Source organism: Streptomyces cavernae (assembly GCF_004023625.1).
Classification (GTDB): domain Bacteria; phylum Actinomycetota; class Actinomycetes; order Streptomycetales; family Streptomycetaceae; genus Streptomyces; species Streptomyces cavernae.
Genome location: NZ_RPDJ01000006.1, coordinates 44,555 through 60,922, shown reverse-complemented (window position 1 = coordinate 60,922; position 16,368 = coordinate 44,555). Strand labels below are relative to the sequence as shown.

Here is a 16,368-nt window from a genome sequence, read left to right as displayed (position 1 = left end):
TCAGTCCCCGTGTCGAGTCCCCGTATCGGTCCCCGCTCAGCGCCGCGGCTCCCAGCGGAACCACCGTCCCACGGCGTACACCGCGAGCACCGTCCAGGCCACCCCCGTGGCCGTGGCGCCTAGGGCGTCATAGGCGGAGAGGTCGCCGGTCCAGCCACCACGAATCAGGGTGATCGCGGGGGACAGCGGAAGCAACTCGCAGATGGAGGCGACCCGGTCCGGCAGGACCTCCAGCGGGATCATGATGCCGGAGCCCAGCCATGACAGGAACACCATCGGCACTGACGTCACTTGGGCGCTCTCGGTGGTTCTGCTGAAGCTCGCCGTGAGCGCCCCGAGCGCCGCGGACAGCACCAGGCCCAACACCAGTCCCAGCACGGTGTAGTGGGTGGCCTGCGGCGCGCCCGTGTCGAGGAGCACCGCGCAGCCGATCGCCACCAGCACGGACTGGGCGACGGCGATGCTGACCACCGGTAGGGCGGCGCCGACAAGGATCTCGGTGTCGTTCAGCTCACCGGTGCGCAGCCGCTTGAGCACCAACTCCTCGCGGCGGGCCACGTAGATGCTGGTCAGGGGGGAGTAGACGGCGAACAGCAGCGAGAAGCCGATGGCCGCGGTCAGCAGGACCGCCCCCAGCGAAAGGCCGGCCTCCTCCAGCTCCATGCCCTCGGTGACCTGGCGGGCGCTGAACGGCAGCACCAATGGCACCACCAGCGCCAGGACGAGCGTGCCCTTGCTGCGCATCAGCAGGGTCAGTTCCGCCCGCGCCAGGGCGGCCAACCGGCCCGCTCTGGTGGTCGTCACCGTCCGCGCACCGACCGCTCGCGTCTCCACCGCGCTCATGCCACCGTCTCCTTGTCCTTCGCCCCGGCCACCCCGCCGGCGTCCCCGTCGCCCCGCTGCGCTCCCGCCTCGCGCGCTATGCCCAGGAACGCCTCCTCCAGCGACGCCGACCGCACGTCCAGACCGCGCAGTTCGACGCCGGCCCGCTCTGCCCACACCAACAACCCCGTGGCGGCCCGCTGGAGCGCATGGGTGCGCAGCCGGACCGTGCGGCCCGCCGTCTCGTGGCCGGTCACGCCCAGTTCGGCGAGCGGGGGCAGGTCGCCGAGGAAGTAGCCCTCGGGCAGTTCGAAGGAGATCCGGGACGGCTGGGTCGCGGTCACCTCCGCCGGGGTGCCGGAAACCGCGATCCTGCCCTCGTGCAGGATCGCCAGCCGGTCGGCCAGGTCCTCGGCCTCTTCCAGGTAGTGGGTGGTGAGCAGCACCGTCGTGCCCTCGTCCCGCAGCGCGCGCACCAACTGCCAGGTGTCCTGGCGGCCTTCGGCGTCCAGGCCGGTGGTCGGCTCGTCGAGGAAGAGCACCTCGGGGCGGCCGAGGAGGGCGAGCGCCAGGTCGAGGCGCCGCTTCTCACCCCCGGAGAGCTGCTTGACCCGGACGCCGGACCGCCGCGCGAGTCCGACCATCTCCAGGGCCTCGTTCTGCGGCCGGGCCCCGCTGGTGCAGCCCGCCCACATGCGTACCGTCTCGGCGACGGTCAGTTCGGAGGGGAAGCCGCCCTCCTGCAGCATCACGCCGATCCGCGGCCGGACGGCCGCCCGCTCGCGGTAGGGGTCGTGGCCCAGTACGCGTACCTGCCCGTCGGCCGGGGGTGCGAGGCCCTCGAGAAGTTCGACGGTGGACGTCTTGCCCGCGCCGTTGGTGCCCAGCAGCGCGAAGAGCTCACCGCGGCCCACGGAGAAGGTCACGCCGCGCACCGCCTCGAAACCGCCCCCGTACACGCGGCGCAGGTCAGTGACCTCGATCACGTCGTCGTGCCTGTTCGTTGTCATGGACCAAGCGTCCCCGCCGGGCGGCCCGCACAGCAGTGCGCTGTGTCATCAACCCGTATGACAAATGTCAGACGCGGAGCGTCCGTGGGAACACGAAAAGGGTCCCGGTAACAACCGGGACCCTTTATCCGGAGCGGACGACGAGGCTCGAACTCGCGACCTCAACCTTGGCAAGGTTGCGCTCTACCAACTGAGCTACGTCCGCATTGCATCCGACAGGCTCTCACCGGTCGGCGCGTGCACCACCCTACCTGATCGAATCGACCAGTCCGTAGGGACTTGGTCGGATCGGTAGGAGATGCAGAGCGGGTGACAGGAATTGCACACTGCGCCTTCCCCCTGGAAGGGGGATGTTCTACTACTGAACTACACCCGCGTGATCCCGCTGAGCTGGGCCTTTCGGCTTTGCCCTGCGGCGTGCTTCAGACTCTAGCTGATCAGTAGGGGTGGTGTGCAACTCGGTTGCCGGGAGGGCGAGCTGACGGTCCCTCCCGGCAGCTCGGCTGCCAGGAGGGCATGTTGGATGGCCGGCCGATGCGTGCGGACGTGGGTGGACCTGGGGTCCCGGCCGACGACGGACCGGACCGCCGACGGCCCTTCGGCCGGAGCCGGAGTCGGCTCAGTTCGCGGCCTGGAAGGCCTCGTAGACCTTCTTCGGGATGCGCCCGCGTGCGGGGACGTCCATCTTGTTGGACTGTGCCCAGGCGCGGACGGCGGCGGGGTCGGGCGTCACCGAGGTGTGCTTGTACGCCTTCCCGGACTTCGACTGCTTGCGGCCGGCCTCCACGTAGGGGGCGAGCGCCTTACGCAGTTTCTTGGCATTGGCTGGATTGAGGTCGATCTCGTACGACTTGCCGTCCAGTCCGAAGGCGATCGTTTCCGCCGCTTCTGAGCCGTCGATGTCGTCAAAGAGAGTGACCACGACACGCTGCGCCACGATATTCGGTCCCTTCGTGCGACATCCTCGCGATCACACTCGATGACGTGCGGCGATGCACGGAGATGGTGATGCGCCAAGATGTCGATTGTCCGGCTGCTTCCGGGGCAAAGTATCGGCTTTTGCCATTTCCTTTGTACAGTCCCCGGCATTGCATTGTGAAGCCCGACTAAATCTGTCCGCGTGTCCGAAGGCAATGGGGAGCGGGGATCTTTCCCAGAATTTTCCGCGACGGTAGCCGGTCCGATGCGGGATCGTGATGCCCCCGGCGGTGCCGGTCGTGATGGCGGTCACGTAGTTTCCTACGAATCTATGCGCGTAGAAATCGCCGCCGGGTAGTCTGAAGTGACCTGCTCAGCACCACACACCGGGAGTGCCAGTGGCACGCGTCGTAGTCGACGTCATGCTCAAGCCGGAGATCCTCGACCCTCAGGGCCAGGCGGTGCAGCGTGCGCTGCCGCGCCTCGGTTTCGAGGGCGTCTCCGACGTACGTCAGGGAAAGCGTTTCGAACTCGAGGTGGACGGACCGGTGGACGACGCCGCGCTCGCCCGCATCCATGAACTGGCGGAATCCTTCCTCGCCAACACCGTGATCGAGGACTTCACCGTGAAGGTGGAGGAAGAGATGGTGGAGGCAGGAAAGTGACCGCTCGTATTGGGGTCGTCACTTTTCCCGGAAGTCTTGACGACCGGGACGCTCAGCGGGCGATCCGGCTCGCCGGAGCGGAGCCCGTGGCGCTCTGGCACAAGGACAAGGACCTCAAGCAGGTCGACGCCGTGGTGCTGCCCGGCGGATTCTCCTACGGCGACTATCTGCGCGCGGGCGCGATCTCGCGCTTCTCCCCCGTGATGGAGACCGTGATCTCCGAGGCGAAGTCGGGAATGCCGGTTCTCGGTATCTGCAACGGCTTCCAGATCCTCACCGAGGCGCATCTGCTGCCCGGTGCGATGCTCGGCAACGACCATCTGCACTTCATCTGCCGTGATCAGAAGCTGCGGGTGGAGAACGCCGGGACGTCCTGGACCAGCGATTACGAAAGCGGCCAGGAGATCCACATCCCGCTGAAGAACATGGACGGGCGGTACGTCGCCGACGAGCGCACCCTCGACATGCTCGAGGCGGAGGGCCGGGTCGCCTTCCGCTACCTGGACTTCAACCCCAACGGTTCGCTCCGGGACATCGCCGGCATCACGAACGAGGCCGGCAACGTCGTCGGTCTGATGCCGCACCCCGAGCACGCCGTCGAGCCCCTGATCGGGACGGGCCGCACCGACGGCCTGCCGTTCTTCACCTCGATCCTCAAGAAGCTGGTCAAAGCATGAGCCGGACGCCTCTGGACACGGTCGAGCACGCGGCCGAGACCCCCGACGTCGAGCTGCCCTGGGCCGAACTCGGCCTGAAGAAGGACGAGTACGAGCGGATCGTGGAGATCCTCGGCCGCCGCCCGACCGGCGCCGAGCTCGCCATGTACTCGGTGATGTGGTCCGAGCACTGCTCGTACAAGAGCAGCAAGGTCCACCTGCGCCAGTTCGGCGAGAAGGCCCCGCAGTCCGACGCCCTCCTCGTCGGCATCGGCGAGAACGCCGGCGTCGTCGACGTCGGCCAGGGCTACGCGGTCACCTTCAAGGTGGAGTCGCACAACCACCCGTCGTACGTCGAGCCCTATCAGGGCGCGGCCACCGGCGTCGGCGGCATCGTGCGCGACATCATCGCGATGGGCGCGCGCCCAGTCGCCGTCGTGGACCCGCTGCGGTTCGGCGCGGCCGACCACCCGGACACCAAGCGCGTCCTGCCCGGCGTGGTCGCGGGCATCGGCGGCTACGGCAACTGCCTGGGCCTGCCCAACATCGGCGGCGAGGTCGTCTTCGACTCCTGCTACCAGGGCAACCCGCTGGTCAACGCCGGCTGCATCGGCGTGATGCGGCACGAGGACATCCACCTCGCGAAGGCCTCCGGCGCGGGCAACAAGGTCATCCTCTACGGGGCCCGCACCGGCGGCGACGGCATCGGCGGCGCCTCCATCCTGGCCTCCGAGACCTTCGACGACGCCAAGCCGTCGAAGCGCCCGGCGGTCCAGGTCGGCGACCCCTTCCAGGAGAAGCTCCTCATCGAGTGCACCCTGGAGGCGTTCCAGGAGAAGCTGGTCGTCGGCATCCAGGACCTCGGCGCTGCCGGTCTGTCCTGCGCCACGTCCGAGCTGGCCTCCAACGGCTCCGGCGGTATGCGCGTCACCCTCGACGACGTGCCGCTGCGCGACTCCACGCTCTCGCCCGAGGAAATCCTCATGAGCGAGTCGCAGGAACGCATGTGTGCCGTGGTCGAGCCGGACAAGGTCGACCGCTTCCTGGAGATCTGCGCGAAGTGGGACGTCATCGCCACCGTCATCGGTGAGGTGACGGACGGCGACCGCCTGGAGATCTACTGGCACGGCGGCAAGATCGTCGACGTCGACCCGCGGACGGTGGCACACGAGGGCCCGACGTACGAGCGCCCGTACGCCCGCCCCGAGTGGCAGGACGCCCTCCAGGCCGACGACGCGGGCAAACTGCCGCGCCCGGAGACCAGCGAGGAGCTGAGGGACCAGGTCCTGAAGCTGGTGAGCTCGCCCAACCAGGCCTCCAAGTCCTGGATCACCTCCCAGTACGACCACCTCGTGCAGGGCAACACGGTCCTCGCCGAGCCAGAGGACTCCGGGATGATCCGCATCGACGACGAGACCGGGCTGGGTGTCGCCATCGCGACCGACGGCAACGGCCGGTACGCCAAGCTCGACCCGTACACGGGCGCGCAGCTCGCGCTGGCGGAGGCGTACCGCAACGTCGCCACCACCGGTGCGAAGCCGCTCGCGGTGTCCGACTGCCTGAACTTCGGTTCGCCCGAGGACCCGGCCGTGATGTGGCAGTTCGCGGAGGCCATCCGTGGTCTCGCCGACGCCTGCCGGCAGCTGGGCACCCCCGTGACCGGCGGCAACGTCTCGCTCTACAACCAGACGGGCGAGGCCGCCATCCACCCCACGCCGGTCGTGGCCGTGCTGGGCGTCATCGACGACGTCGCCCGCCGCACCCCGGTCGCCTTCCAGGAGGAGGGGCAGCTGCTCTACCTCCTCGGCGACACCCGTGAGGAGTTCGGTGGTTCGGCCTGGTCGCAGGTGGTCCACGACCACCTCGGCGGGCTGCCGCCGGTCGTGGACCTGGAGCGCGAGCGCCTCCTGGCCGAGATCCTGATCTCCGCCTCCCGCGACGGCATGATCGACTCGGCGCACGACCTGTCCGACGGCGGACTGATCCAGGCCGTGGTCGAGTCGGCGCTGCTCGGCGGCAAGGGCGCCCGCCTGGTCGTCCCCGACGGCCTGGACGCGTTCACCCTCCTGTTCTCGGAGTCGGCGGGCCGCGCGGTCGTCGCCGTTCCGCGCTCGGAAGAGGTCCGCTTCAACGACATGTGCGGGGCGCGGGGTCTGCCCGTGACCCGGATCGGTGTCGTGGACGGTGACACGGTGGAGCTTCAGGGCGAGTTCGAGCTGACCCTGGCCGAGCTGCGCGAGGCTCACGAGGGGACGATCCCGGCGCTGCTGGCCTGACCGTCTGCCCCTCGTCCTCCGCGTGGAACCCACGAAGAGGCCATGACGAAGCCCCCGCCCGTCCGGGCGGGGGCTTCGTCATGCCTGCTGTGGCTCGCTGTTGCTTGCATTGCGCAATTACGTGGTCTCCTTGGGATCTGGGTCACGAGACGAACCATGGGGGAACGATGTCCATCCGCAAGCCCGCGAAAATCGTCTTACGGGTCCTCCTGCTGGCCTTCTTCGCCATGGCCATCGGGGAACTGCTGCCCGGCTACCCGATCAGCTGGCAGTGGGCCTACTTGCCGCTGACGGCCGCGGTCGTCCTGGTACTGACCGTGCAGTGGATCGTCGCCAGGTCCCCGGTCTGGGACGAGATCGCGGCCCGGCCCCCGGTCGAGGTGGAACCACCGGTCAGGGGCCGCTGGACGGCACGGAACAGCCCGGCCACCAAGACGCCGAGCCATGGCACGCACGCGTACGGGCAGACGTACGCGATCGACATCACCGCCGAACCCGAAGACGGTGAGGGACGCCGCCCGGAATTCGCCATGCTGTGGCCGCCGCTCCGGCGCAGCAGCGCCTTCCCCGCGTACGACGAGCCGCTGTTCGCCGTCGCGGAAGCCACCGTCGTACACGTCTCCGACTGGCGGCGCGACCACCTCAGCCGCAACTCCCTCCTCATGGTTCTCTACGTGCTGTTGCTGGAGGGACCGGCCCGGGCCGCCCTGGGCGTCGGCTGGGTCACCGGAAACCACGTCGTCCTCGAGCTGGGGGACGGGGTCCACGCGATGTACGCGCATCTGCGGCGCGGCTCCGTGACCGTCCGACCGGGCGACCGGGTGCGGGCCGGACAGCAGATCGCGCGGTGCGGCAACTCCGGCAACTCCACCGAACCGCATCTGCACTTCCAGCTGATGGACGGCCCGGACCTGAACTCCGCGCACGGCCTCCCGTTCCGTTGGCGGGACGTCGGCCTGCCCGCGAACGGCGACACATTCACAGTCGAGCACGCACGACTAGGCTCTGACCATGCCTCCGGCCAAGAAGCGCACCCGTACCTATGACCCCGTCAAGATACGCACGGCGGTACTCACGCAGTTCGGGCACGTGCGGAACGGGGTGCGCGGCCTCGGCCCCGAGCAACTCGCCGGGCCCACGCGGCTGGGGGAGTGGACGGTACGGGATCTCGCGGCGCACATCGGCATGACCGTGGAGAGCGTCAGCGTCGCGCTCGACCGGGAGGAGCCCACGACGGCCGCGTTCGGCCTGCTGGACTACCCGTTCATCACCGCCCCCCTGGCGCCGGCCATCGCCGACGGCAGCCGTGCGCTCGCCGAGCGCACCCCGGATCTCGACGCCTTCTTCGCCCGCACCGAGGAGCGGATCGTCGAGCGTCTCGCAGCGGCCGTCGGCACCCGGCCGCTGGCCCTGCGCGCCGGTTCCATGACCCTCACCGACTACCTGGTCACCCGCACCGTCGAACTCGTCGTCCACACCGACGACCTGAACGCGGCCGTACCGGGCCTCGACATCCCCGTCGAGCGGCAGGCGCTCGCCGCCTGCACCCGGCTGCTGGCCGACGCGCTCGCCGTGAAGGCGCCCGGCGCCTCCACCGAGGTGCGGGTCCCGCCGTACGCGGTGGTGCAGTGCGTCGAGGGCCCCCGGCACACCCGCGGCACCCCGCCGAACGTCGTCGAGACCGACCCGCTGACCTGGATCCGCCTCGCCACCGGCCGCCTCGACTGGAAGACGGTCCTGGACGACGCGAAGCTGAGCGCGAGCGGCGAACGCGCGGATCTCTCCGGGTTGTTGCCCCTGATGAGCTGACCGGGCTGCTGCCCGTGATGAGCTGACGGGGCTGTTGCCCTTGCTGAGCTGAGGGGAACCGACACCCCCACCCCTCCCGTCCCATCGCCATGAACAAGCAGCGAGTCACCCTCACCCTCCTGACCCTGCTCCCGCTCGCCGTGGCCTGCGGCAGCGAGTCCGGCAGCGACTCCGTCGGAACCGGAGCGGGACCTGGCGGCTCGAAGGCCGCCGCGGCGGTCACCGGCGTCCACTGGAACGTCGACCGGCTCACTGTGGACGGGAAGGCGCAACAGGCCCCCGACAGCGCCTATCTGAAGATCGACGAGAGCGGCGAGGTCAAGGGCAACTACGGCTGCAACGGCTTCGGTTCGAAGGCGACCTTCAAGGACGGGGGCATCGCCTTCGCCGCCGCCGAGTCCACGGAAATGGGCTGCACGGACATCTCGATGGAGTTCGAGCAGAGCCTCTCCCGCACCCTGGCGAGCGGCCGGCTCGACGCCGCGGTCGACGACGGCAGGCTCACCCTCACCAATGACGAGGGAGACACGGTGGAACTCAGTGAGGAGAAGCCCGCCGAGTTCTACGGCACCACCTGGAAGGTCACCTCGCTGACGGAGGGCGACACCGCCCGCTCCCTCCCCGCGGACGCCCGCGACAAGGCCTGGCTCACCTTCGACGAGAAGGCCGGCACCGTCGCGGGAAGCCTCGGCTGCAACCGCGTCACCGCCAAGGCGACCGTACGCGACGGGAACATAACCTTCGGTGCCCCGGCGACCACCCGCAAGATGTGCTCAGGCTCACTCAAGGAAACCGAAGACGCCCTGCTGGGCCTGTTCAAGGGCACGGTCGACTACCGCCAGGATCACCGCGGCATCACGCTGACCAGCGAAGACGGCAAGGGCATCGCGGCGGTCGCGGACACCCGCCGGTAACCGTCCGCGATCTGGGACGCCGCCTGCAGATTCGGACCAGTGCGCGATCTCGCCTACACTCGGTGGCGTGCCACGTGGTGACGGTCGACTCAATCACGATCTGCTCCCCGGTGAGAAGGGCCCGCAGGACGCGTGTGGCGTCTTCGGTGTCTGGGCTCCGGGTGAAGAGGTCGCAAAGCTCACGTACTTCGGTCTCTACGCCCTTCAGCACCGGGGCCAGGAATCCGCGGGAATCGCGGTCAGCAACGGCCGCCAGATCCTCGTCTTCAAGGACATGGGCCTGGTCTCCCAGGTCTTCGACGAAACCTCCCTCGGAGCGCTCCAGGGTCATATCGCGGTCGGTCACGCCCGCTACTCGACCACCGGCGCCTCCGTCTGGGAGAACGCCCAGCCGACGTTCCGGGCCACCGCGCACGGCTCCATCGCGCTCGGCCACAACGGCAACCTGGTCAACACGGCGCAGCTCGCCGAGATGGCCGCCGACCTGCCCAAGCAGGACGGCCGTACCACCCAGGTCGCCGCGACCAACGACACCGACCTCATCACCGCGCTGCTCGCGGGCCAGAGGGACGAGGACGGCAAGCCGCTGACCATCGAGGAGGCCGCCGCCAAGATCCTCCCGAAGGTCAAGGGCGCCTTCTCGCTCGCCTTCATGGACGAGAACACGCTCTACGCGGCCCGTGACCCGCAGGGCATCCGCCCGCTGGTCCTCGGCCGGCTGGAGCGCGGCTGGGTCGTCGCCTCGGAGACGGCCGCCCTCGACATCACGGGCGCCAGCTTCGTCCGCGAGATCGAGCCCGGCGAGTTCGTCGCCATCGACGAGAACGGTCTGCGCACCTCGCGATTCGCGGACGCGAAGCCCAAGGGCTGTGTCTTCGAGTACGTCTACCTCGCCCGCCCCGACACCGACATCGCCGGTCGGAACGTCTATCTGTCGCGGGTCGAGATGGGCCGGAAACTCGCCAAGGAAGCCCCTGTCGAGGCGGACCTGGTCATAGCCACCCCGGAGTCCGGCACCCCCGCCGCGATCGGCTACGCGGAGGCCTCCGGCATCCCGTTCGGCGCCGGTCTGGTGAAGAACGCCTACGTCGGCCGGACCTTCATCCAGCCCTCGCAGACCATCCGCCAGCTCGGCATCCGCCTGAAGCTGAACCCGCTCAAGGAAGTCATCAAGGGCAAGCGCCTGGTCGTCGTCGACGACTCGATCGTGCGCGGCAACACCCAGCGCGCGCTGGTACGCATGCTGCGTGAGGCCGGGGCGGCCGAGGTCCACATCCGGATCTCCTCCCCGCCGGTGAAGTGGCCCTGCTTCTTCGGCATCGACTTCGCCACCCGCGCCGAGCTGATCGCCAACGGCATGACCGTGGAGGAGATCGGCACCTCGCTGGGCGCTGACTCCCTCTCGTACATCTCCATCGACGGCATGATCGAGGCGACCACGATCGCCAAGCCGAACCTGTGCCGCGCCTGCTTCGACGGCGAGTACCCGATGGAGCTGCCCGACCCGGAGCTGCTCGGCAAGCAGCTGCTGGAGACCGAGCTGGCGGCCGGTCCCGCCGCCCTGGCCGCGAGCGACGCGATCCGTCGTCCCTGAGCCCCGTAGCCCTCAATCGAAAGATCTCCCGGACCATGTCTGAGACGACAGCCACCGGTGCTTCCTACGCGGCGGCCGGTGTGGACATCGAGGCGGGCGACCGCGCCGTCGAGCTGATGAAGGAGTGGGTGAAGAGGACCCGGCGGCCCGAGGTCCTCGGCGGCCTCGGCGGCTTCGCCGGCCTCTTCGACGCCTCCGCGCTCAAGGGGTACACCCGCCCGCTCCTCGCCTCCGCCACGGACGGCGTGGGCACCAAGGTGGACATCGCGCGGCAGCTGGGCGTGTACGACACCATCGGCCACGACCTGGTCGCCATGGTCATGGACGACATCGTGGTGTGCGGTGCCGAACCGCTGTTCATGACCGACTACATCTGCGTCGGCAAGGTCCACCCGGAGCGCGTGGCCGCCATCGTGAAGGGCATCGCCGAAGGTTGCGTCCTCGCGGGCTGCGCCCTCGTCGGTGGCGAGACGGCCGAGCACCCGGGGCTGCTGGGCCCGGACGACTTCGACGTCGCGGGTGCGGGCACGGGCGTCGTCGAGGCCGACCGGCTGCTCGGCGCGGAGCGCATCCGCCGGGGTGACACGGTCATCGCCATGGCCTCCTCAGGACTTCACTCGAACGGGTACTCGCTCGTCCGTCATGTCCTGCTCGACAGGGCGAACCTGGCCCTGGAGGCGCAGATCGAGGAGTTCGGCCGGACGCTCGGCGAGGAACTGCTCGAACCCACCAAGATCTACTCGCTGGACTGTCTCGCGCTGATCGGCGCCACAGAGGTGCACGCCTTCAGCCATGTCACCGGCGGCGGACTCGCGGCCAACCTCGCCCGGGTGATCCCGGACAACCTGCACGCCGTCGTCGACCGCGCCACCTGGACCCCGGCCCCGGTCTTCGACCTCGTCGGCAAGGCCGGCGACGTCGAACGGCTGGAGCTGGAGAAGACGCTGAACATGGGCGTGGGCATGATCGCGATCGTGCCCACGGAGTCCACCGACACGGCCCTGGCCACCCTCGCCGACCGCGGTGTGAAGGCATGGGTCGCCGGTGAGATCACCGAACGCGGCGATCACACCACGGGGGCCGAAATGACCGGCGACTACGCCCGCTGAGACCGCAGACGGAGCACATGGCAGCATGAAACCCGGTCCGGCGCTGGGCCCCGGACCGGGTGAGGTTGTCGCAGCCGCTGAATGAACTGCCAGGAACGCGCGGTCAAGCGCCGCGGCGCCGCTGATGCGACGAGGGATCGGACTCGTCGTCCTCGTCCTCGTCGTCGTTGTAAAGATCCGCGTACCGCGCGTACGGGTTGTCTTCGTCTTCGTCGTCGTCCTCGAACGGCTCGCCATTCGGCGGCTGGCTCGAAGTCGATGCGCCCAGTTCATTGGCCAGACGCGACAGGTCAGTCCCACCGCTGTTGTACTTCAGCTGGCGGGCGACCTTCGTCTGCTTGGCCTTGGCCCGGCCGCGCCCCATGGCTCGACCCCCTCGGTGACGGGGCTCGACGGCCCCAGAGTCTTGACACGCGTTCATGATCCGGAACGGGCTCTCCGTGGAGAGGCCGCTCCGTAGGGCTTCCACGGTACCTGAGCCCACGCCCCTACGGTACGTCGCCCGCAGGACGTGCCTCCGCCCAGAACCGGCGAGGAGCCCTGTCCCCGCTGGTCAACCGCGATTTTAACCTCTTCTCGGCGGCGACCCGCCGACGGGAGTGAGAGTTAGCTCCCATTCGCCCGCCGACGGGTCCCTGTCAACCGCGTCGCCCTCAGCGGGCAGAGCGGGCTTCGGCCATCCGCTGCTCGGCGATCCGGTCGGCCGCGGCGGCCGGCGGAATCCCGTCTTCCTTCGCACGTGCGAAGATTCCCAGCGTGGTGTCGAAGATCTTCGCGGCCTTCGCCCGGCACCGCTCGAAGTCGAAGCCGTGCAGTTCGTCGGCGACCTGGATCACCCCGCCCGCGTTGACCACGTAGTCCGGCGCGTACAGGATCCCGCGGTCGGCGAGGTCCTTCTCCACACCCGGGTGGGCCAGCTGGTTGTTGGCCGCACCGCACACGATCCGCGCGGTGAGCGCCGGCACCGAAGTGTCGTTCAGGGCGCCGCCGAGGGCACACGGTGCGTACACGTCCAGGCCCTCGACCCGGATCAGCGCCTCGGTGTCCGCCACCGCGGTGACCCCGGTCGGGTGCCGGTCCAGGATCCGCCGCACTGACTCCTCCCGGACGTCCGTGATCACGACCTCGGCGCCGTCCGCCCGCAGGTGCTCCACGAGGTGATGGCCGACCTTGCCGACGCCCGCGATGCCCACCTTGCGGCCGCGCAGCGTCGGGTCGCCCCACAGGTGCTGCGCGGAGGCGCGCATGCCCTGGAAGACGCCGTACGCCGTCAGCACCGAGGAGTCACCGGCGCCGCCGTTCTCCGGGGAGCGCCCGGTCGTCCAGCGGCACTCGCGGGCCACGACGTCCATGTCCGCCACGTACGTGCCGACGTCGCACGCGGTGACGTACCTGCCGCCCAGCGAGGCCACGGCCCTGCCGTAGGCGAGCAGCAGCTCCTCCGTCTTGATCCGCTCGGGGTCCCCGATGATCACCGCCTTGCCGCCGCCGTGGTCGAGGCCGGCCATGGCGTTCTTGTACGACATCCCGCGGGAGAGGTTGAGCGCGTCGGCGACGGCCTCGTCCTCGTTCGCGTACGGGTAGAAGCGCGTACCGCCGAGCGCGGGGCCCAGGGCGGTGGAGTGGATGGCGATCACGGCCTTCAGGCCACTGGGCCTGTCCTGGCAGAGCACGACTTGCTCATGGCCACCCTGGTCCGAGCGGAAGAGGGTGTGCAGTACATCAGCAGGTGCGCCGGTTACGTCGGTCACGGTGGTGACTCCCGGTTGAGTGTCGGCGGTTGAAGCGGGGTCCCGTACGGGTGGCGGGCCTCCGTGGTCCGAGATTAGAGCTGTTTCGAGCCACCGGGTCACCGCCGTCCGTGCAGTGTTCAGGATCACCTTCTCGTGCGGGGGCGCCGTGGGACGATTTCCCTGTTCGGTGTCTCCCGCGTGGTCGGCTCCTGTGGTCCGCGGGCCTGGTCCACCCGAGTCCCGGTCGGCAGGCCCCAGGGGTTTTCCCGTCGGCTCGCGGGGGAGGGAGCAGGCGTGCCCAAGGTGTCCTCGGTGATCGTCCCGTACGCGTCCTACCTCCGCGTGTACGAACCACTGGCCGCCTTCCCCGAGCCGGAGCGCAGCCACTGGGCCCGCTACGCCCGCCGCGACGGCCGCCCCTCCTACCAGGACGAGCTGCGCCGCTCCCTCGCCGACCTGCTCCCCACCCCGCCGGTGCCCGTACCGGTCCACGAGAGCGACGACGCCTTCGTGGCGGACGTGGACGGCGTGCTGTGCGTCTGCCCCTGGCGCACCCGGCTGCGCGGCTGGCAGGCCCTCGGTGACCTCGCGGAGGAGCTGCCGGCGCCGGTCCTGGACGCGGTGCTGCCGCCCGTGGTGCGCCGGCAGGCCGCGCAGGACTACGAGCGCTGGATGGCCCGCAATCCGGATGCCCGGCCATGGATCCGCACGGCGACCTGGCAGGTGCCGCTGAACTGGTTCGTCCTCGTCTCGGACGACGAGCGCCAGTACGAGAAGGGATCCCCGGACGCGCCTCCTGTCCTGCGCTACCGCACCCCGATGGTGCAGGCCCGACGGCGGGTGGCACGGGGCCTCAGGACCCTGCGGGAGACCATCGACGAGGGGCCGCTGGTTGACGGCCTGCTGGACGTGGGGCGCTGGCTGGAGGAGTTCCACCCGCGGTCGCTGGTGGAGCTCGACTACGGCGGCCTGGTGCACGTACTGCCGCCCGAGGAACTCGACGGCGACCACTCGGCGGCGGACGTTTCCGAGGGCATCGAGGCGCTCCGCACCGGGGACGGGGCGGGGGCCGGGGAGGCGTACGGGCGGCTGGTGGAGCGGTGGCGGGGGGTCCGGGAGCGGCGGTCCGCCAATTAGCCGGGCCGGGCCGTGGGCGCCGTGATGGTGGCGTGTGCGGCTCGGGGGTGGCTGAGCGTGGGTGCCTGTGCCGGGTCGTGGGTGGGGCTCGCGCTGGTGCCGTGAGCCATGTGTGCGTGTGCGATTCGTGGGTGGGTGCTGTGGCTCCGCGTGGGTGCCTGCGCCGGGTTGTGGGCGGTGCTCGCGCTGGGCTGTGAGCCATGTGTGTGCGACGCGTGGGTGGCTGAGCGTGTGCCTGTGCCTGTGCCCGTGCCTGTGCCGGGTCGTGGGTCGGCTCGCGCTGGTTCTGCGGGCCGGTGATGGCTGATCTTGTGCGCCTGTGCCTGTTCTTGGGGCGGGGCCGTGCCGGTTTCTCCGTCCTCGGTCTGGCGCGATGCATGTTTCCTGTGGGGTCTGTGTGACCCGAGCGCCAGCCGCTGTGGGCGGAGAACCCGGCGCGGCCCCTTGCGTCGGATGGCGGCTGCCGGTCGTGGGCCCCTGCGGACGGCGCGGTGTGTCAGGCGGTTTTGGGGGGTGACCGTCGTGGGGAGTGGGGCGGTCAACTCCGGGTTTGAGGTGGGGCGTTGGGGGTGGGAGATCCAGTTCTCTGAAAGCGTTTGCCGACATCGCTGTCATCCGCGCGCGAACTGACGTACGGTCATCTCTTACCGGAGACCCCTCACCAGGGGACGTAGATCCCCGATCCGGGCCTATAGGTGCAAGCGTGACGGAACGCACTTACAAGTACCTTGCGCCTAAGGCCCCTCCTCGTGCCAAAATAGGACAAGGAGTCCGGGGAGGGCTCCTTCCGTCCACGTTTGGGCGGAATCTCAGCATTGCACGCTATGGGGGGTCCTGTGACTCCTGATCGCCCTGTGACTGTTCGTCACAGTGACGTGACTGTCCGCTATGGCATGGTCCATCGGCTTCCGTCGCTGATGAACACCTGGGAGGGCAATTCCATCGGTTTGGCCGACGCGGCTGGACAGATGGTGTAGTTGTAGTGCCGAGGACAAGCCGTTCGTCCTATAACCGACTCGACCCGCGTCCACCATTTCGGGCAACGCGGGTCAAGGTGCAGAATTTAGAGGAAAGAACCGAGAAGGTTCGGTTCTCCCGAGGAGGCCGCTCATGACCGCTCGCACCCCTGATGCCGAGCCGCTGCTGACCCCGGCTGAGGTCGCCACCATGTTCCGCGTCGACCCCAAGACGGTCACGCGGTGGGCGAAGGCCGGAAAGCTCACGTCCATCCGCACGCTCGGCGGGCACCGCCGCTACCGCGAGGCGGAGGTCCGCGCTCTGCTCGCGGGCATTCCGCAGCAGCGCAGCGAGGCCTGACAACTGCATATCCGTCGGGCATATCCCCAGGTCCCCCACTTAGGGAGCCGCCCGACACCACAGCTCCACACGACGCGGATCCTGCCCCAACAGGGTCCCCGCCCGGGCATCTGAGACATGGGTGCGTCGTCGATCGCGCTGGACTCCGCCGGGTCCAGCGCGATCTTTTTATGCCCGCCCAAGGGTCGCGCCGGCCGTGCCGAAGGGGTCGATCGCGCTGTGGATCAAGGGAGTTGAGGCCCTCGCGCGGGGCCTTGGGGCTCCACTGTGAAGGCTCTCGCAGGGGCTGCGGAGGCGGGCCGAAGCTTCTGTGAAACACCTCCGGAGCTGGTGCAATTGCACATATTAAATTGACCCGTTGTAGGGCATCCGTAAGCGAGGTACTCATCGCGATAGTTTTGGTGACAC

Annotated in this window: 15 protein-coding genes and 2 tRNA genes; 10 read left to right on the top strand and 7 right to left on the bottom strand. The window is 69.2% G+C overall.

Going from position 1 to position 16,368, the window contains the following annotated elements; all coding sequences use genetic code 11:
* Positions 1-36: 36 nt before the first annotated feature.
* The 5 genes from EF387_RS16740 to EF387_RS16720 form a co-directional block, all read right to left on the bottom strand.
* The gene (locus EF387_RS16740; RefSeq protein WP_128377370.1) at positions 37-843 is read right to left on the bottom strand and encodes an ABC transporter permease; all 807 of its coding nucleotides are present in this window, start codon (positions 841-843) and stop codon (positions 37-39) included.
* Positions 840-1,832: an ABC transporter ATP-binding protein gene (locus EF387_RS16735; protein ID WP_128377369.1), complete on the bottom strand. Its 993-nt coding sequence runs from the start codon at positions 1,830-1,832 to the stop codon at positions 840-842. Before EF387_RS16735 ends, EF387_RS16740 begins: the two co-directional genes overlap by 4 nt.
* A 132-nt stretch (positions 1,833-1,964) precedes the next feature.
* A tRNA-Gly gene (locus EF387_RS16730) sits at positions 1,965-2,037 on the bottom strand.
* Between the two features lie 99 nt (positions 2,038-2,136).
* Positions 2,137-2,208: transfer RNA gene (locus EF387_RS16725), tRNA-Gly, on the bottom strand.
* A gap of 243 nt (positions 2,209-2,451) precedes the next feature.
* Positions 2,452-2,769 (bottom strand): histone-like nucleoid-structuring protein Lsr2, encoded by a 318-nt coding sequence (locus EF387_RS16720; protein ID WP_128377368.1) that lies wholly within the window; start codon positions 2,767-2,769, stop codon positions 2,452-2,454.
* Positions 2,770-3,148: 379 nt separating this feature from the next.
* On the opposite strand from EF387_RS16720, the gene purS reads away from it, so the two are divergent.
* The 8 genes from purS to purM all read left to right on the top strand — a co-directional run bounded on the left by purS (position 3,149) and on the right by purM (position 11,773).
* A complete protein-coding gene (gene purS, locus EF387_RS16715; protein WP_128377367.1) occupies positions 3,149-3,415 on the top strand; it encodes a phosphoribosylformylglycinamidine synthase subunit PurS in 267 nt (88 codons plus the stop codon).
* Complete coding sequence (gene purQ / locus EF387_RS16710) at positions 3,412-4,092, top strand: phosphoribosylformylglycinamidine synthase subunit PurQ (RefSeq protein WP_128377366.1); 681 nt, start codon at positions 3,412-3,414, stop codon at positions 4,090-4,092. Before purS ends, purQ begins: the two co-directional genes overlap by 4 nt.
* The gene (gene purL, locus EF387_RS16705) at positions 4,089-6,347 is read left to right on the top strand and encodes a phosphoribosylformylglycinamidine synthase subunit PurL (RefSeq protein ID WP_128377365.1); all 2,259 of its coding nucleotides are present in this window, start codon (positions 4,089-4,091) and stop codon (positions 6,345-6,347) included. The genes purQ and purL overlap by 4 nt, the downstream gene beginning before the upstream one ends.
* Before the next feature lie 167 nt (positions 6,348-6,514).
* A complete protein-coding gene (locus EF387_RS16700) occupies positions 6,515-7,393 on the top strand; it encodes a M23 family metallopeptidase (protein WP_128377364.1) in 879 nt (292 codons plus the stop codon).
* Positions 7,359-8,156, top strand: coding sequence for a maleylpyruvate isomerase family mycothiol-dependent enzyme (locus EF387_RS16695; protein WP_128377363.1), 798 nt, complete (start codon positions 7,359-7,361; stop codon positions 8,154-8,156). Before EF387_RS16700 ends, EF387_RS16695 begins: the two co-directional genes overlap by 35 nt.
* An 89-nt stretch (positions 8,157-8,245) precedes the next feature.
* Complete coding sequence (locus tag EF387_RS16690; protein WP_128377362.1) at positions 8,246-9,070, top strand: META domain-containing protein; 825 nt, start codon at positions 8,246-8,248, stop codon at positions 9,068-9,070.
* Between the two features lie 67 nt (positions 9,071-9,137).
* Positions 9,138-10,664, top strand: coding sequence for an amidophosphoribosyltransferase (gene purF / locus EF387_RS16685; protein ID WP_128377361.1), 1,527 nt, complete (start codon positions 9,138-9,140; stop codon positions 10,662-10,664).
* Positions 10,665-10,699: 35 nt separating this feature from the next.
* Entirely contained in the window at positions 10,700-11,773 is a 1,074-nt protein-coding gene (gene purM, locus EF387_RS16680; protein WP_128377360.1) for a phosphoribosylformylglycinamidine cyclo-ligase, read from the top strand.
* A gap of 103 nt (positions 11,774-11,876) precedes the next feature.
* Here the strand turns inward: purM and EF387_RS16675 are convergent, their stop codons facing one another.
* Together EF387_RS16675 and EF387_RS16670 are read right to left on the bottom strand one after the other, a co-directional pair.
* Positions 11,877-12,137: a DUF3073 domain-containing protein gene (locus tag EF387_RS16675; RefSeq protein WP_128377359.1), complete on the bottom strand. Its 261-nt coding sequence runs from the start codon at positions 12,135-12,137 to the stop codon at positions 11,877-11,879.
* A gap of 289 nt (positions 12,138-12,426) precedes the next feature.
* On the bottom strand, positions 12,427-13,524 hold the full coding sequence (locus EF387_RS16670; protein ID WP_128377358.1) for a Leu/Phe/Val dehydrogenase: 1,098 nt from the start codon (positions 13,522-13,524) through the stop codon (positions 12,427-12,429).
* A gap of 276 nt (positions 13,525-13,800) precedes the next feature.
* Here EF387_RS16670 and EF387_RS16665 point away from each other — a divergent pair, with 276 nt between their 5' ends.
* Together EF387_RS16665 and bldC are read left to right on the top strand one after the other, a co-directional pair.
* Positions 13,801-14,643, top strand: coding sequence for a DUF8083 family protein (locus tag EF387_RS16665; RefSeq protein ID WP_128377357.1), 843 nt, complete (start codon positions 13,801-13,803; stop codon positions 14,641-14,643).
* Between the two features lie 1,110 nt (positions 14,644-15,753).
* Complete coding sequence (gene bldC / locus EF387_RS16660; RefSeq protein WP_003949541.1) at positions 15,754-15,960, top strand: developmental transcriptional regulator BldC; 207 nt, start codon at positions 15,754-15,756, stop codon at positions 15,958-15,960.
* The last annotated feature ends 408 nt before the right edge of the window (positions 15,961-16,368 follow it).